Genomic DNA, 16,388 nt, shown 5'->3' on the forward strand with positions numbered 1-16,388 from the left:
CGATTGCTGTAACACGCGACTAATCGACTGGGTATGGTGACCTGGTTCACAACCACGACAGACCAAGGACGGTTGAGTGCGCATAGGGGCAGGGGCCGCCCTCGGGGCAACGCGACGCCTTTTCGGGCGAGTCGCGCGCGGCGTCATCGGTGCTGTCTCGCACGTGCGCGCAGCCGATATCCGCGGCGCCCTCACACCGTCTCGGGTAAGCGGTGCCGTGACCCCTGGCCGCGCCCGCGTCGCCTCGGGGATGGCGATCATCGCCCCGATCATTCTGGTCGGAGCCGTCGGGGCGTCCGTCCAACCGAACGCGCCGATCCGCGACTCCGCGGTGACTCCCCTCGCCGCTGTCGAGTCGTCGTCTCCCGACCGCTCCGGGCCGAGCGTGGTTGCGGTCACCAAGAGCCCGGCCGAGTTTCACATCGCGGCCTCCTCGGCCTCCTCCCCGCAACCCGCAGCGGTGGTGAATGCGCCTGGCGGCACGCTTCGAATTCCGGCGATGGCCCTGGCGGCGTACCGCAACGCCGAACGAATGATGGCGGTGGCGGCCCCCGGCTGCGGTATCAGTTGGAACCTGCTGGCCGGTATCGGCCGTATCGAATCGATGCACGCCTACGGCGGCGCCACTGACTCCCGCGGTACCGCCGTGCGGCCGATCTACGGACCCGCGCTGGACGGTTCGCTGCCCGGCAACGAAGTGATCGTGCAGAGCAGCTCGGCCGACCGCGTCACGTATGCCCGGGCGATGGGTCCGATGCAGTTCCTGCCCGGCACCTGGGCACGCTATGCCTCCGATGGCGACGGCGATGGCAAGGCCGAGGTGCAGAACCTGTTCGACTCCGCCCTGGCCACCGCACGCTATCTGTGCAGCGGCGGAATGAATCTGCGCGACCAGTCCCACGTGATGTCGGCGATCCTGCGGTACAACAACTCGGTGGCCTACGCCCGCAATGTGCTCGGGTGGGCCGCCGCGTACGCCACCGGCGTGGTGCCCGTCGACCTGCCGCCGATCACCGGGTCGGTTCCCGTGCTCGGCGACAGCGGCGACACGCACCTCGACGGCTACCAGGGCCTCGGCCCCGGCCTGCCGCTCAACGCGCTCGGACTGCCCGCGACCGATCCGCTCGCGCTGATGCCGATGCTTTCGCGCAGCGACGTCGCAAGCCAGCTCCCCGGATTCGTGCCCGGCCAGCGGCTCGGCCCGCTGCCCGGACCTGCGCCCGGCCCGCTGGCGCCCCCGCCGACGCAGCAGCCGCAGCCACCGCAGTGGGTGCCGCCGTGGATGCAACCGCCTCCGACGCGGGCGCCGGAATGCGCGGTGTTCTGCATCCAGGATCAACCGGCACCGTTGCAGTCTGCGCAGTTGACGCCGCCTGCCGCACAGCCGATGGTGCCGCCGGGCCCGCTCGCGCCTCCCCCGGCTCCTGCACCGCAGGCGCCGCTCCCCGGTCCGCTCGCACCTCCGCCCGCACCGGTGGGTGCACCACCCGGACCGCCGCCCGCGCCTGCGCAGGCACCGCTGCCCGGTCCGCCGCCCGCACCGGCCGGTTAGGACGCGCGTCGAGTCGGCCTAGACTCGACGGTGATGTCCTCCACTTCTCCTGACCTCGAGTCCGCGGTCCGCGCCGGGTTGACGAAGGTGATCGACCCCGAATTGCGGAAGCCGATCACCGAGCTCGGCATGGTCAAGAACGTCACCATCGAGCCCGACGGCGGTGTTCACGTCGAGGTGTACCTCACCACTTCGGCATGCCCGAAGAAGACCGAGATCTCCGAGCGCGTGAGCCAGGCGGTCGCCGACGTCCCCGGTACCGGCGCCGTCAAGGTCACCCTCGACGTGATGAACGACGAGCAACGCGCCGAACTCCGCAAGCAGTTGCGCGGCGATTCCCGCGAGCCCGTCATTCCGTTCGCCCAGCCCGGCTCGCTGACCCGGGTGTACGCCGTGGCGTCAGGCAAGGGCGGCGTCGGCAAGTCCAGCGTCACCGTCAACCTGGCCGCGGCGATGGCTGCGCGCGGGCTGTCGGTCGGTGTGCTCGACGCCGACATCTACGGCCATTCGGTACCGCGGATGATGGGCACCACCGATCGACCCACTCAGGTCGAGTCGATGATCCTGCCGCCCGTCGCCCACGATGTCCGCGTCATCTCGATCTCGATGTTCACCCAGGGCAACACCCCCGTCGTCTGGCGCGGACCGATGCTGCACCGTGCGCTGCAGCAGTTCCTCGCCGATGTCTACTGGGGGGATCTGGACATCCTGCTGCTGGACCTACCGCCGGGCACCGGAGACATTGCCATCTCGGTGGCCCAGCTGATCCCGGGCGCGGAAATCCTGGTGGTGACAACGCCTCAGCTGGCGGCCGCCGAGGTGGCCGAGCGAGCGGGCGCGATCGCGCTGCAGACCAAACAGCGCATCGCAGGCGTGGTGGAGAACATGTCCGGGCTGCTGATGCCCGACGGGACGACCATGAACCTGTTCGGAGAAGGCGGCGGCAGGCAGGTGGCCGAAAGCCTTTCGCGCTCGATCGGCGCCGATGTGCCGCTGCTCGGCCAGGTTCCGCTTGACCCCGCATTGGTGGCCGCAGGCGACTCCGGCGTCCCGCTGGTGCTGTCGGCACCGGATTCGGTGGCGGGCAAGGAGTTACGCAATATCGCCGACGCATTGTCGAGTCGTAAGCGCGGACTCGCGGGTATGTCGCTGGGCCTCGACCCCGCCGGACGCTAGGTTGCGTCGCTGTCGAACGGCGTCGCGGCGGGCTTGGGCGGCGTCTCGGGTTGATCCGGCGGCGGTGTCGCAGGTGTCGGCGCCCCGTCGCTGACCGGCTTCTCGGTGTTCGTTGCGGGGGTGTCGAACTTGCCCGAGAAGATGGAGTCGTCGCCGTCGAGCAGATGTTTGGTGAGGGCGGCTCGCGGCGTCATTCCCCGTAGCTTGTTCAGCTGACTCAAGGGTTCACGAAGGTCCTCGAACTCCGGCCCGAGATCGTCGCGCAGCTGGGTGGTGGCGCCGCTGATGTAGTCACGAGCCTGCCGCAGCGTGCTCGACGTCCATCGGATTGCGCCCGGCAACCGCTCCGGTCCGAGGATCACCAGACCGGCGATCACCAGGACCAGCATCTCGCCCCAGCCGATGTTCGAGAACATCGTCTAGGTGCTGTTGTCGGGGCCGGGGTTGACGGTCAACACGACGGGCCTGCCGTCGCGCATGACCTCGATGGGCGCATCCTGCCCGATCTTGAGTTGGCGCACGGCAACGACGAATTCGTCGGCGTCGGCGACCGTACGGTCGCCCACCTTGACGACGACGTCGTTCTCGAGGATGCCCGCCTTCTCCGCGGGACTGCCCGCCTTCACGTTGGCCACCTGAGCGCCCGACGCGAGATCGTTGCTCACCGAGCGGGCGGTCAGGCCCAGCGTCGGATGCGCGATCTTGCCGTCGCGGATCAGCGACTCGATGACCGACTTGACCTCGTTCACCGGAATCGCGAAGCCGAGGCCGCTGGCGCTGTCGGACAGCGATTTGCCCGCGGTGTTGATGCCGATCACGTCGCCGTTCATGTTGATCAGCGGGCCGCCGGAGTTGCCGTGGTTGATCGACGCGTCGGTCTGCACGCCGTCGATGACGGTGTCGGTGTCCGACCCGTCGCCCGACAGCGGCACCGGGCGGTGCAGTGCGCTGATGATGCCCGCCGTCACGGTGCTGCGAAGACCCAGCGGGGCACCTGCCGCGATCACCTCTTGGCCGACGTAGAGCTTGTCGGAGTCACCAAGCCTGGCGACCGTCAGATTGTCGACGTTGTCGACCTTCAACACGGCGAGGTCGGTCTTGGGGTCGCGGCCGACCAGGTTCGCGGGTACTTCCTTACCGTCGTTGAAGACCACGGTCATCTTGTACTTGCTCGCGTTGACCGCGGCCTCGGAGATCACGTGGTTGTTGGTGACGATGTAGCCGCGGCCATCGACGACGACGCCGGAGCCCTGCGAACCCTCCTCGTCACTCTTCGCCTCGATCGTTACCACCGAATCAGCCACTGCCGCAGCCACTTTGGCAAAGCGGCCCTCGGGGGCGTCGCCGGGCTCGCTGGTTTCGAGGGTCACCTTGGAGGTGGTGAATGCCTCGACCACCTGGGCCGTGGTGCGCCCCACCCAGCCGCCGGCGAAACCGATGACGAGGGCCACGATGCCCAGCACGGCCAGCGCGACGTAGGAAACCCTGCCGCCGAAGAGCACATCTCGCACGCCGAGCTTGCCCGTGTCGACGTTCGACGGTGCGCGCGGCGGCTCGGTCATGGCCGGGGTACCCAACGCCGCTGCGGCGCTGGGATCGCGCCACGGATCGGCGGGTTCGTCGGCACCCTGCCCGCCACGTTCGGCCTCTAACGCACCTGCGTCGGCCGGATGGCGCTGCAGCGAATCACCGGCGGCATAAGGCCGGCCGAAAGCCTCGGCCAGCACCGGATCCGCAGGCTGGTCCTTCGGCGTGAAGGCGCCTTGATCGCGATACTGGTCCGCGCCCTGGAAGGAACCGTCCACGCCGTCTGGCCTGCCGAACGCCTGCCGCGACGCCGGGTCGACCGGAGGCCGCGACACTGGCCGCGGCTCAAGACGTTCACGACCGGTCTCGTCCAGATTGCTCACCCGTTCATCCACCCTCTATCGGAGCACCAGCAATGGCCGGCGCACGCCGTCATTCGACTTTGCATCAACCCTACCGGCGCTTACGGCGCGAACCCCGCGCGCCGTCAGCTAACTGCGAATCCTGTATCGGCGCAGCATGTTCGGCGCCCGTGTCCGGGGTGCCGCTGCTGTGCAGCGGAATCTGCGACAGCTGGCCAAGCAGCGAGCTCGGTATGTTGATCGGACGCGATTCACGCAGTGCACTGCGCGCCTGACGCTGAGCCTCGACCTCCGCCGCGCACTGCGGACACAACGACAGATGACTGGCGGCACGCAGATGCGGGGTCAGGCGCAACTCATTGTCGACGAACGCCGCGACGGCCTCGGTCGACAGGTGCTCAGTCGAGCCGAACTGCCGCGGCCCGACGGGCGCGTCGCTCTGTGACGCGAACTGGGAGGGCAGCCAGGAGAACGCCCGGCGGAACACGTGTCCCGGGTCGACCATCACCCAGCTCCTCTCGGCGTACTCGCGTCGCGTCAACGTTACTTACTCGAATGTAGCGCGGCGCGCTGCGCCAAACACCTGCGAACACTCAGGCTGACTTGGCCGTGTCCCGGTACTGGGTCGATTCTGCGTCACCATGGCGTGCCAGGTAGTCCCGCAGGGCCTGCCTACCGCGGTGGATGCGGCTGCGGACGGTGCCGAGTTTCACGCCCAGCGTGGCGCCGATCTCCTCGTACGACAGTCCCTCGACGTCACACAGCACGACCGCGGCACGGAACTCCGGCGGCAGCGAGTCCAGGGCGGCCTGCAGGTCAGGGCCCAGTCGGGAGTCGTGATAAATCTGCTCTGGGTTCGGTTCGTCGGCGGGCACCCTGTCGTAGTCCTCGGGCAGCGCCTCCATCCGGATGCGGCCGCGCCTGCGGACCATGTCGAGGAACAGATTCGTCGTGATGCGGTGCAGCCAGCCCTCGAACGTGCCGGGCTGGTAGTTCTGCACCGAGCGGAAGACGCGGATAAAGGTCTCCTGCGTGAGGTCCTCGGCATCGTGCTGGTTGCCCGACAGGCGGTAGGCCAGGCGGTACACGCGGTCCGCGTGCTGGCGGACCAGCTCGTCCCAGGACGGCATCGTGTTGTGGTCGCCGGTCGCGTCGAAGACGGCGGTCCCGGTCAGTTCATCGGAAGGCTCAACCCATTCCCCGTCGGTGAACTGCTCGAGATGAGCCATCGACGAGGGTGCAGCTGGGGCGTTTGAAATCTTCGTCAGATCCTCCTGGTCACAGCCGTCATCTTGTGTCGACGGCCCGATGCTCGCGGAAACATGAAACTCCGTGTCCTTATTCCCTGAATGCCAGCGTCCGCCTTGATCCATGGGACATACCGTCTCCGACCCTGGTGTGCTTGGCATATGAGCACACTGAACATTTCCTGAGAAAGATTTTCTACCCATTTTCGACCTGCGGAAACCGTGCGATCACCAGCGAAATCCGCAGTTCGGGGACGGGCGTGTCGCGGGCTTGCCCTCCTGGGTTGGTTCTACGCTGCGGGCATGGCAGGCATCGACGACGTCATCGGAGGCGGACCGCAGAGCCGCGCCGAGTCGATCGTCAACCACGCCGAACAGTCGATCTCCGAGGATGCGATCGTCGCCGCGGCACGGGAACGGGCCATCGACATCGGCGCGGGCGCGGTGACCCCCGCTGTCGGTGCGCTGCTGTGCGTCCTGGCCAAGGTGACGAGAGCTAAGGCGGTCGTCGAGGTGGGCACCGGCGCCGGGGTGAGCGGGCTCTGGCTGCTGTCGGGCATGCGCGACGACGGCGTGCTCACCACCATCGACGTCGAGCCCGAACATCAGCGCATCGCCAAGCAGGCGTTCACCGAGGCGGGTGTCGGCCCCGGTCGGAGCAGGCTGATCAGCGGCAGGGCGCAGGAAGTGCTCACCCGCCTCGCCGACGACTCCTATGACCTGGTGTTCATCGACGCCGATCCGGCCGACCAGCCGCAATTCGTCGTCGAGGGTGTGCGCCTGCTGCGTTCCGGCGGGGCCATCGTCGTGCACCGCGCCGCGCTGGGCGGCCGCGCAGGCGACGCGAACGCCAAGGACGCCGAGGTGGCGGCGGTACGCGAAGCTGCGCGACTGATCGCCGAGGACGAGCGACTCACCCCCGTGCTGATCCCCCTCGGCGACGGCCTGCTCGCCGCCGCCCGCGACTGACGGGTTCCAATTTTTACGGCCTCTTGACGGGCTAAACGCTTGACTGTCGGCTGAACGCGCGTTTAGCGTACTAAACATGCGTTCAGCCCCTGACGATCGAACGGCCATCGCCCGGATCCGCGATGCCGCGATCGACGAGTGGGGCCGCAACGGGTTCAATGTCGGCCTCCGGACCATCGCCGAGGCTGCAGGCGTGTCCGCGGCGCTGGTGATCCACCATTTCGGCTCCAAGGACGGCCTTCGCAAGGTGTGCGACGACCACATCACCGATTTGGTGCGCGAGTCCAAGACCGAGTCCATGCGCACCGCGGACCCGGCCAACTGGCTCGCACAGGTCGCCGAGATCGAGGCCTACGCCCCGATGATGGCGTATCTGGTGCGCAGCATGCAGTCGGGCAGCGACCTCGCAAAGTCGTTCTGGCAGCGCATGATCGACAACGCCGAGCAGTACATCGAAGAGGGTGTTCAGACCGGCATTCTCAAGCCCAGCCGCGATCCGAAGGCCAGGGCGAGGTACCTCAGCATGATCAACGGCGGAGGTTTCCTGCTCTTCCTGCAAATGCACGACAACCCCACCGACCTTCGCGCCGTACTGCGCGATTACGGCGAAGAGATGATGCTGCCCGCGCTGGAGATGTTCACCAACGGCCTCATGACCGACTCGACGATGTACGACGCGTTCATGGCCCAGCACGACAAAGGCATCCCGTTCACATCTGGAGAAGGAGATCCCAATGACGGCACCGTCCCTACAGCAGGCTGACGCCGGCGGCCGATCGCAGTTGGCGGTCGACATCAGGGGATTGTCGAAATCGTTCGGGCGGACCAAGGCGCTCGACGGCCTCGACCTGACTGTCGCGCCGGGAGACATCACCGGATTCCTCGGGCCGAACGGAGCGGGCAAGTCCACCACGATCCGCGTGCTGCTCGGCCTGTTGCGGGCCGACGGCGGAACGGTGCGGCTGCTCGGCGGCGATCCGTGGCGCGACGCGGTCGATTTGCACCGCCGAATCGCTTACGTCCCTGGTGATGTGACGCTGTGGCCCAACCTCACCGGCCTGCAGGCCATCGACTTCCTGGCCCGGCTGCGCGGCAACGGAGTCGACGCCCGCAGGCGCGACCAGCTGATCGAGCGGTTCGAACTCGACCCGCACAAGAAGGCGCGCACCTACTCCAAGGGCAACCGGCAGAAGGTGGCGATCGTCGCCGCGTTCGCCACCAACGCCGAGCTCTACATTCTCGACGAGCCGACTTCGGGACTGGACCCGTTGATGGAGAAGGCATTTCAGCAGTGTGTCGAGGAGGTGGCCGGCCACGGGGCCGCGGTGCTTCTGTCCAGTCACATCCTGGCCGAGGTCGAAAAGCTCTGCGACAACGTCACGATCATCCGTGCCGGGAAAGCGGTGCGCTCCGGGTCCCTCGACGAGCTGCGGCACCTGATGCGCACGACCGTGACAGTCCGCACCCGAGCCGACGGGCAGGCACTGCAGCGCAATCCGTCGGTGCACGACTTCGCGATAGCCGACGGCCACTACACCTTCTCGATCGACCGCAACGAACTCGACCGCGCCATGGCCCAGCTCACCGAGCTCGGAATCCTCGACCTCACTGTCACACCGGCATCACTCGAGGACCTGTTCCTGCGCGAGTACCAGGGGGCGACGCGATGAGCACCGCAATGGCACCGCAAAGCGAACAGCCAACTGCCACAACGGCACTATGGACAGGCACGCGGAGCCTGCTCCGCCTGGCGTTGCGCCGTGACCGTATCCGGCTGTCGGTATGGGTTGCGATCCTGACACTGATGATGGTGTACGCCCCGAACGCGATCAGGCTGGCCTATCCCGAAGAGGCGCAGCGCCAGGCCCGGGTGAACATCATGAAGACGCCCGCGGCGACCATCATGGGCGGACCGATGTTCGGCGGAAATGAAACCGACCTCGGCGCGATGATGGCCAACGAGCTGATGCTCACGATGATCATCGCGACATCGATCCTGTCGATTCTCACCGTCATCCGGCACACCCGCGCCGAGGAGGAAAGTGGCACAGCCGAATTGGTGCTGTCCTCGGTCGTCGGCCGCTATGCGCGAACCTATGCGGCGCTGATCCTCGTCGGCGCGGTGAACGCGGTGCTGGCTGTGACGATGACGCTGGCGATGGCGTCGACGGGTTTCAGCTTCGTGAACGCCGCGGCGATGTGCCTTGGGATCACAGGGGCGGCGATGGTGTTCGGTGCGGTCGCCGCGGTCACCGCGCAGCTATGGCGTCAGTCGCGCACCGCGACCGGCGCCGCGATGGCCGTGCTGGCGCTGGCCGCCTTCGTCCGTGGGATCGGCGACGTCATCAACAATTCGGGCAGCGCACTGAGCTGGTTCTCACCGATCGCATGGGCCCAGCAGATGCGCCCCTTCGTCGATCTGCGGTGGTGGCCGTTCGCACTCTTGGTCGTGCTCGCGCTCGCGCTGATGGCCGCGGCGGCCGCGTTGGAGAGCAGGCGTCAGTACGACGACGGCAATCTGCCGTCCACCGGCGAACGTCCCAACGCGCACGCGATCACATCGGTGCTCGGCCTGCACCTGACACTGCAACGCGGCCAGACGGTCGGATGGGCGGTCGGGTTGTTCCTCGGCGGGTTGGCATTCGGATCGATGACGAAATCGCTGCTGGACGCGGCCAAGGACAACGAGCTGATCCAGCGGGTGCTGGTGGCACAGGGCACCGACAGTGTGTACACGACGATGACCCAGTTCCTCGCCGCCGCGGCCACCGCCTACGTCGTTTCGGCGGTGCTGCGACTGCTCGGCGACGAAGAGAAGGGCCTCGGCGAGGCGGTACTGGCGGGTGCGGTGTCACGCTGGCGATGGCTGTTGACCGCGATCGCGTCCGCCCTCGTCGGCTCTGCGGTGCTGATGTTCTTCGCGGGCTTGGGCAATGGCCTCGGCGCGGGCATCACGCTCGGTGAACCTGCGACGATCGCACGGCTGACGCTGGCCGGCCTGGCGTATGTGCCCGCCATGGCGGTGATGGCCGGCGTCGCGGCGCTCGGGGTCGCGGTGCGCCGAGCCTGGATCGGTTGGCTCGCCGTGACATTCGTCGTCGTCGCGCTGTATCTCGGAGCGCTGCTACGACTCCCCGAATGGCTCATCGACCTGTCCCCCGTCGGCCAGACCACCGCACCGTCGAGCTATCCGGTTCTCGCGCTCACGGTGATGGTCGTCGTCGCGGCACTGCTGACCCTGCTCGCCGGGGCGATCTACCGTCACCGCGACGCCGCGTAAACCCGTCGAAGGAAGAGTCATGAAGCTAATTCTGCAATCGCTGGCCTCGGTGGTCTTCGGCCTCGTCTTCTTCGGCCTCGCGCTGTTCTGGCCCGCCGGCACGTTCCACTATTGGCAGGCTTGGGTTTTCATCTTCGTGTTCATGTTCGCCACCATGGGCCCAAGCCTCTATCTGGCGGTGAAGATGCCGGATGCTCTGCAGCGACGCATGAAGGCAGGTCCGTTCGCGGAGACGCGACCTCTGCAGAAGCTCATCATCGTCGGCACCGTCGTTTCGGTGGCGGCGGTCTTGGTGGTCAGCGCGTTCGACCATCGGTTCGGATGGTCGAGGGTGCCGACACCCGTCGTCGTCATCGGCAACGTTCTGGTCTTCCTCGGGCTCACCATCGCTCAGTTCGTCGTCATCCAGAACAACTACGCCGGGGCCACCATCACCGTCGAAGCCGGCCAAAAGGTGGTCTCCACCGGCCTGTACGGCATTGTCCGCCATCCGATGTATTCCGGAACTCTCGTCATGATGCTCGGCACCCCGCTGGCGCTCGACTCGTACTGGGGACTCGTCGTCATCGCACCGGCCCTGCCGATCCTCGCGGCCCGGGTCATCGACGAGGAGAAGATGCTGCGCGAGGAACTCGACGGGTACCGGGATTACACGCAGAAGGTGCGCTACCGGTTGGTGCCCGGAGTTTGGTGAGCGCGCGCAAAGCGCCACACCGCGACGAGCACCACGACCACGGTGAACCGCAGGATCGTGTTGGCGACCATCGTTGCGTCGACCCGGGTCATGCCCATGTAGACGAGATCGAGGATGCCGCTTGTCAGGTGCAGCACCACCAGCGTCGTGACGACGAGGCCGAGCGCCTGTAGATCGGTGAGCCGCGCAGCGCCGAAGGACAGCACCGCCACCGCCAGTTCCGCGGCCCCCACCAGGTACACCAGCAGATAATCGCCGCGCTCCAGCGAGATGCCCACCGCCGAAGGGATGGCGGATGGGACGGGTGAACCATGACAGCAACACAGGCCTTCGACGAACACCGGGCGCATCTGCAGGCGGTGGCCTATCGAATGCTGGGCTCGCTGTCGGACGCCGACGACGCTGTTCAGGAAGCATGGCTGCGGATGGATCGGACCGCCGTCGACGATGTCCGGAATATGCGGGGCTGGTTGACGACGGTCGTCGCGCGGATCTGTCTGGATATGCTGCGCGCCCGCTCTGCCCATCCGGAGCAGTCCCTCGACGAGGCTGCCCACGAACTCACCGACTCCGTCGACCCCGAAGCCGAGGCGGTGCTTGCGGATTCGATCGGCGTGGCGCTGCTCGTCATATTGCAGACCCTGTCGCCTGCCGAGCGGCTCGCGTTCGTCCTCCATGACATGTTCGACCTGCCGTACTCGGAGATCGCACCCATGGTTGGACGGTCGGAGAACTCCGCGGCGCAGTTGGCCGCGCGGGCCCGGCGGCGGGTGCGCGGTAAAGCGGCCGATGCCACAACCGATCTCGGACGTCAGCGGCGACTGGTCGACGCGTTCCTTGCCGCCGCACGCGACGGAGACTTCGACGCATTGCTGGCGGTGCTCGACAGCGATGTGGCGCTCGATGTCGATGCCGCCGCGGCGGGGACACCGACCACGTTCCGCGGGGCGGCCACCGTGGCGACCAATGCGCGCATGTTCGCGGCCAACGCGCGGTTCGCCGAGCCCGCTCTGGTCGACGACTCGGTCGGCATCGTCGTCGCGCCGAACGGACGCTTGGCGATCGTGCTGCGCTTCACGGTGCACGGAGAGAAGATCACGCACATACGTATCGACGCCGACCCGAAGCGGCTTCAGAATTTCAGCTTCGGCGTCCTCGACTGACTTAAGGCGTGCGAATCAGGCGGCAGTGAGCCCGGCGAGATGATGGGCCACCAGCGATTCCACCGCACTCGGCGTGAACACCACGACGTCGTTGAGCAGGGGCGGCGCATGTGATTCGTGGCGCGCCCCGGTTGGGGTGACATATTCAGCCGTGTGGCGCTGCCCCTCGTCGTTGAACGAATGGACTCGCCAGCCGGGTGCTTCCTTGGCGTAGTTGCATGCCTCGCACGAGCCGAGTCCGTTGGCCGCACTGGTGGGGCCTCCGCGAGTATGCGGCGTCGCGTGATCGGTATGCCTGATCGGTGCATCGCAATACGGAGTCCGGCAGTTGTCATCCCTGAACGCGATGAACTGCGCCAGACCCTTTGGGAACAGACGTGATCGGGATTCCATGGCAACCAGTGCTCCGGACTCGGGATGGCGATAGAGCCGGCGCAAAGTCGCTTTGGAGTGCTCGTCGGCGATGGCGTCACCCGCCAGCCGGCACGCGATCGCCGCGGGCACCGGACCATATCCGGCGACCCGTCCGGGCGTGGTACCGCTGCCGAGCAAGGTCTCATCGGTCAGGACGAGGTTGACTGCGATGGGAACCGGGACATCGGCGCGATGACCGGTGACACGCTCGAAGAGGGTGTCGGCCATGACCTGGCCACGACTGCGGTCGTCGAAGTTGGTGTCGGCGGCGCGTTTTAGCGCGGCGTAGACGGATACGCCCTGGGTCATCGGTAGAAGTGCCGTCACGTACGCCATCGTGTCGGGGGCGGGCCGGACGGTGACGGTGCGTTCGGACTGAGCGCGGACCGCCTTGTCCACGACAGCCTGTGGGTCCAATTCGTAGGCGATGGCTTTGGCATCGGCCTCGATCCGCTTGTCGCCGAGGCCCTCCAAAGCCGACTGGTCGGCGCACAACCTGACGTCGAGTGTTCGACGGTCCTCGACGGCAAGGCACGCCGACTCACGGACAATGAGAGTGGCGCGCCATTCGGAGAGCGCCCCGGATTCCAGTGCCGCGAGGGTGTGCGGCATTTCGTGCACGAGTGCGCGCGCGAAACCCAGGTGACGTCCGCCCCGGTTGGGCGAATCATGGCGGGCCAGCGCGATTTCGGCTGCAAGACCGCGGCCGCGCTTCGCGGCGGGAACGCCCTCGGCCGCCTCGCGAGCGCGACGTGCTGTGTCCAGATCGGCGGTGAGTCTGGCCTGCTCGGCGGCTGCGGCTGACTTGCTTAGTTCCAATTCCGCGATTCGTTCGATCATCGACGCCTCATAGGCGACGGGGTCAGACAAAGATTCGAACATACATTCGACTCTACTGTAGGCCTCTGACAAGTGTGGTGGAACGGATCTCAGACAGCTTCACCAAACAACTCGGGGTCCTGGTCGTCGGCCCGCTTGTATCGAAGCTTCCTGAACCAGTTGTTTTCCCACGCCTCGATCGTCTTGAGCACCTCGTCGGTGAGGTCCGAGCGGATGCCAACCTCATCGTGCGTGAACCGAATGAATGCGCGCAGCGCGACAGGGGCGACCTCTACTCCGTCGAAGAATTGGTAGCAGTCGGTGTCGTCCAATAGGTGGTCGAACAACCAACGTTCGGCCCGGCGTTCGTTCCAGCGCAGAGGGTCTCCGGCACCGTCTTCCGTACCGAACTCGACCAAAGACGCCAACAGCTCCGCTTGCCTTCGCCCAAACGGCGCGCCTCCGGGGGACGTGGAAAACCTTGCGATGAGCGCGGCGACATCGTCCGCGCTCCACTCCGGCCGCGGGAGCGCTGAGCCGCCGACCGGCAGATCTCGAATCAGCCATTCGACCAGCGCGCCATACTCCGGCCACCCTGAAGCCGCACGTGGCGAAATCACGACTTCGAACTCGATGGCAGCCTTCAGACGAGCACGGACATCAGCCAGATCGACTTCCTCGCAGCGCATGTCAGTCGCCGGTTCGTCAACCCTGTTGAGAACCGTCTCCAGGCGCCCTCGGAAGATGTCGACCCGGCGCATCAAATCGGCGTGGTCGAGATCGAAGTCGACCACACACGTGAATTCGCCAATGCTCGGCACCCGAAACTGGAGGAGAACGATGTCGTTCGGGTCGAGGACGTGACTCAGTCGCATAGCCCGGTGGATGCGAGTCTGGCCGAGCTGAGCAAGCCACCTCGGCGTATACGGCCTCCGGGCGGTGAGCTCCACACGGATTCGGTTCACCAGTTCGTCGTCGTCATCACCCAGGAACTCCGCGAAAACGGCGAGTATCACCGAGTCCGCCGCAGAGGAGTCCTTGATCATGCTGGCAACCGCGCGTGCCCGATCCGGCGGCGCCGGGGCCCCGAACCGACCCGTTCGCCGTGGATCCGATTGGTACATCAGCATGCTCACGATTAGCAGCAGGCTGAATGGATCTCTGCCAGCCTTCCGAACGCTCTGTTTGCTTCGATTCCGTTTCGACCCCATGCGGTCAAGGTACGAACGTGCACCGACAAGTCCCGGCGCGTCCCCCGTCCACCCCATACTGAGTACGTGGAGCTGCTGACGGGATTCGGGCTGGCCACCGCCGCGGGGCTCAACGCCTACATCCCGCTACTGGCACTCGGTGTGCTGTCGCGGTTCACCAACCTGGTCACGTTGCCTGCCGGGTGGACCTGGCTCGAGAACGGCTGGGTGATGGCGATCGTCGCGGCATTGCTGCTTGTCGAGATCGTCGCCGACAAGGTGCCCGCGCTGGACAGCGTCAACGACGTCGTCCAAACCGTCGTCCGTCCGACGGCCGGCGGGATCGTGTTCGGGTCGGGCACCGCGGCGCAGACCAACGCCGTCGCCGATCCCGGCGCGTTCGCGCAGTCGGGCCAGTGGATCCCGGTGGTGGTCGGTGTCGTTGTCGCACTGGGGGTGTCGTTGACGAAATCCGCGGTGCGGCCTGCCGCCAATGTGGCCACCGCCGGCTTCGCGGCACCGGTGCTGAGCACTGTCGAGGACGGCATCAGCATCGGCCTCGTGTTCGTCGCGATCCTGGTGCCCGCGTTGGTGCTGGTTGTACTGGTCCTACTGGTCTGGGCGGTGGTGCGGCTCTGGCGCCGCAGACGCCGCAAACCCGCCTAGATCCAGACGCCCTTGCCGACCGCGACGACGCCGCCTGCGCTGATCGCGAAGCGTTCGCGGTCCCTCTCCAGGTCCACGCCCACCATCTCGCCTGGGCCGACCACGACGTTCTTGTCCAAGATCGCGTGGCGCACGACGGCACCGCGCCCGATTCGGGTGCCCGGCATGATGACGCTGCCCTCCACGATCGCACCGTCGTCGACGACGACGTTGGACGACAGCACCGAATTGCGAACCGACGCAGCCGAAATGATGCTGCCCGCACCGACAACCGATTCCTGCGCCGAGCCGCCGTTGACGAACTTCGCCGGCGCCAGATTCGCCGACTCGCCGAGGATCGGCCAGCGCCGGTTGTACAGGTTGAACACCGGGTGCACCGACACGAGGTCCATGTGGGCGTCGTAGAACGCGTCCAGCGTTCCGACATCGCGCCAGTAGCCGTGATCGCGCTCGGTGGAACCCGGTACCTCGTTGTCGTTGAAGTCGTACACCGCGGCCATGCCGTCGTTAACGAGCCGCGGGATGATGTCGCCGCCCATGTCGTGATCGGAGTGGTCCTCGTCGGCGTCGGCGCGAATCGCGTCCACGAGCACCTTGGTGGTGAAGATGTAGTTGCCCATCGAGGCGAACGTCTGCTCGGGATCGTCGGGCGTGCCGGGCGGGTCGGAGGGCTTCTCGATGAACGCGTGGATGCGTCCCGACTCGTCGGAGTCGATCACACCGAACGCACTCGCTTCGGAGCGCGGCACCCGGATACCCGCGACCGTCACACCCGCGCCGCTCTCGATGTGGAACTGGAGCATCTGCTCCGGATCCATTCGGTAGATGTGGTCTGCACCGAACACGACGACGTAATCCGGGTCCTCGTCGTAGACGAGGTTCAGGGACTGCAGGATCGCGTCCGCGGAACCGGTGTACCACCGCGGGCCGAGGCGCTGCTGCGCCGGCACGGGCGTGATGTACTCACCGGCAAGCCCCGAAAGCCTCCAGTTCTGCGAGATGTGCCGGTCCAGCGAATGCGATTTGTATTGAGTGAGAACGCAGATCTTCAAATACCGCGCATTGACCAGATTCGACAGCACGAAGTCGATCAGCCGGTAGGCGCCGCCGAAGGGGACGGCAGGCTTGGCCCGATCGGCGGTCAATGGGTAAAGCCGCTTGCCCTCGCCGCCAGCCAGGACGATACCCAGCACGTGTGGCAGTTCCCGCATGTTTCAAACCTATCCGCCCCCGCTGGCCGCGGCTAGGCATTCGCACCTGTCTATCAAGGTTATTGACGCCTATTCGCATCCGAAACAAGGCTGCGGTCGCGAGATGTGCCTACTACGG

Annotated in this window: 17 protein-coding genes; 9 read left to right on the forward strand and 8 right to left on the reverse strand. The window is 66.5% G+C overall.

All coding sequences use genetic code 11. The features are described from left to right. Positions 1 to 76 precede the first annotated feature (76 nt). Positions 77 to 1,552 (forward strand): lytic transglycosylase domain-containing protein, encoded by a 1,476-nt coding sequence (locus AB4Z42_RS12560; RefSeq protein ID WP_442009473.1) that lies wholly within the window; start codon positions 77 to 79, stop codon positions 1,550 to 1,552. 33 nt (positions 1,553 to 1,585) lie between these two features. Then, complete coding sequence (locus AB4Z42_RS12565) at positions 1,586 to 2,728, forward strand: Mrp/NBP35 family ATP-binding protein (protein WP_442009474.1); 1,143 nt, start codon at positions 1,586 to 1,588, stop codon at positions 2,726 to 2,728. Here the strand turns inward: AB4Z42_RS12565 and tatB are convergent. The 4 genes from tatB to sigE all read right to left on the reverse strand — a co-directional run bounded on the left by tatB (position 2,725) and on the right by sigE (position 5,990). Further along, positions 2,725 to 3,144 carry a Sec-independent protein translocase protein TatB gene (tatB, locus tag AB4Z42_RS12570; protein WP_442009475.1) on the reverse strand — a complete coding sequence of 140 codons (420 nt, stop codon included), beginning with the start codon at positions 3,142 to 3,144 and terminating at the stop codon, positions 2,725 to 2,727. The genes AB4Z42_RS12565 and tatB overlap by 4 nt on opposite strands. A gap of 3 nt (positions 3,145 to 3,147) precedes the next feature. Further along, positions 3,148 to 4,638 carry a serine protease HtrA gene (gene htrA, locus AB4Z42_RS12575; protein ID WP_442009476.1) on the reverse strand — a complete coding sequence of 497 codons (1,491 nt, stop codon included), beginning with the start codon at positions 4,636 to 4,638 and terminating at the stop codon, positions 3,148 to 3,150. Positions 4,639 to 4,708: 70 nt separating this feature from the next. Continuing rightward, positions 4,709 to 5,122: an anti-sigma E factor RseA gene (rseA, locus tag AB4Z42_RS12580; RefSeq protein WP_442009477.1), complete on the reverse strand. Its 414-nt coding sequence runs from the start codon at positions 5,120 to 5,122 to the stop codon at positions 4,709 to 4,711. Positions 5,123 to 5,210: 88 nt separating this feature from the next. After that, positions 5,211 to 5,990: an RNA polymerase sigma factor SigE gene (gene sigE / locus AB4Z42_RS12585; protein ID WP_442009478.1), complete on the reverse strand. Its 780-nt coding sequence runs from the start codon at positions 5,988 to 5,990 to the stop codon at positions 5,211 to 5,213. Between the two features lie 177 nt (positions 5,991 to 6,167). On the opposite strand from sigE, the gene AB4Z42_RS12590 reads away from it, so the two are divergent. The 5 genes from AB4Z42_RS12590 to AB4Z42_RS12610 all read left to right on the forward strand — a co-directional run bounded on the left by AB4Z42_RS12590 (position 6,168) and on the right by AB4Z42_RS12610 (position 10,807). Further along, positions 6,168 to 6,833 carry an O-methyltransferase gene (locus AB4Z42_RS12590; RefSeq protein WP_442009479.1) on the forward strand — a complete coding sequence of 222 codons (666 nt, stop codon included), beginning with the start codon at positions 6,168 to 6,170 and terminating at the stop codon, positions 6,831 to 6,833. A gap of 76 nt (positions 6,834 to 6,909) precedes the next feature. Then, positions 6,910 to 7,596, forward strand: a complete 687-nt coding sequence (locus AB4Z42_RS12595; protein WP_442009480.1) for a TetR family transcriptional regulator — start codon at positions 6,910 to 6,912, stop codon at positions 7,594 to 7,596. Further along, positions 7,568 to 8,503, forward strand: coding sequence for an ATP-binding cassette domain-containing protein (locus AB4Z42_RS12600; protein WP_442009481.1), 936 nt, complete (start codon positions 7,568 to 7,570; stop codon positions 8,501 to 8,503). Before AB4Z42_RS12595 ends, AB4Z42_RS12600 begins: the two co-directional genes overlap by 29 nt. Beyond that, positions 8,500 to 10,113, forward strand: coding sequence for an ABC transporter permease (locus AB4Z42_RS12605; protein ID WP_442009482.1), 1,614 nt, complete (start codon positions 8,500 to 8,502; stop codon positions 10,111 to 10,113). Before AB4Z42_RS12600 ends, AB4Z42_RS12605 begins: the two co-directional genes overlap by 4 nt. Before the next feature lie 19 nt (positions 10,114 to 10,132). Continuing rightward, positions 10,133 to 10,807: a methyltransferase family protein gene (locus tag AB4Z42_RS12610; RefSeq protein WP_442009483.1), complete on the forward strand. Its 675-nt coding sequence runs from the start codon at positions 10,133 to 10,135 to the stop codon at positions 10,805 to 10,807. Here the strand turns inward: AB4Z42_RS12610 and AB4Z42_RS12615 are convergent. Continuing rightward, complete coding sequence (locus tag AB4Z42_RS12615; RefSeq protein ID WP_442009484.1) at positions 10,780 to 11,085, reverse strand: hypothetical protein; 306 nt, start codon at positions 11,083 to 11,085, stop codon at positions 10,780 to 10,782. The two genes, AB4Z42_RS12610 and AB4Z42_RS12615, sit on opposite strands and share 28 nt — an antisense overlap. Positions 11,086 to 11,118: 33 nt before the next feature. Between AB4Z42_RS12615 and AB4Z42_RS12620 the strand changes: the two genes are divergently transcribed. Beyond that, positions 11,119 to 11,970 carry a sigma-70 family RNA polymerase sigma factor gene (locus AB4Z42_RS12620; protein WP_442009485.1) on the forward strand — a complete coding sequence of 284 codons (852 nt, stop codon included), beginning with the start codon at positions 11,119 to 11,121 and terminating at the stop codon, positions 11,968 to 11,970. 15 nt (positions 11,971 to 11,985) lie between these two features. On the opposite strand, the gene AB4Z42_RS12625 is transcribed toward AB4Z42_RS12620, so the two are convergent. Next, positions 11,986 to 13,266 carry a DUF222 domain-containing protein gene (locus AB4Z42_RS12625; protein WP_442009486.1) on the reverse strand — a complete coding sequence of 427 codons (1,281 nt, stop codon included), beginning with the start codon at positions 13,264 to 13,266 and terminating at the stop codon, positions 11,986 to 11,988. Positions 13,267 to 13,313: 47 nt separating this feature from the next. After that, positions 13,314 to 13,997: a hypothetical protein gene (locus AB4Z42_RS12630; protein ID WP_442009487.1), complete on the reverse strand. Its 684-nt coding sequence runs from the start codon at positions 13,995 to 13,997 to the stop codon at positions 13,314 to 13,316. 483 nt (positions 13,998 to 14,480) lie between these two features. Here AB4Z42_RS12630 and AB4Z42_RS12635 point away from each other — a divergent pair, with 483 nt between their 5' ends. Further along, positions 14,481 to 15,059, forward strand: a complete 579-nt coding sequence (locus AB4Z42_RS12635) for a DUF4126 domain-containing protein (RefSeq protein WP_442009488.1) — start codon at positions 14,481 to 14,483, stop codon at positions 15,057 to 15,059. Here the strand turns inward: AB4Z42_RS12635 and glgC are convergent. Continuing rightward, entirely contained in the window at positions 15,056 to 16,270 is a 1,215-nt protein-coding gene (gene glgC / locus AB4Z42_RS12640; protein ID WP_442009489.1) for a glucose-1-phosphate adenylyltransferase, read from the reverse strand. The two genes, AB4Z42_RS12635 and glgC, sit on opposite strands and share 4 nt — an antisense overlap. Positions 16,271 to 16,388 lie beyond the last annotated feature (118 nt).

It is taken from the genome of Mycobacterium sp. 2YAF39 (assembly GCF_052114565.1).
Classification (GTDB): domain Bacteria; phylum Actinomycetota; class Actinomycetes; order Mycobacteriales; family Mycobacteriaceae; genus Mycobacterium.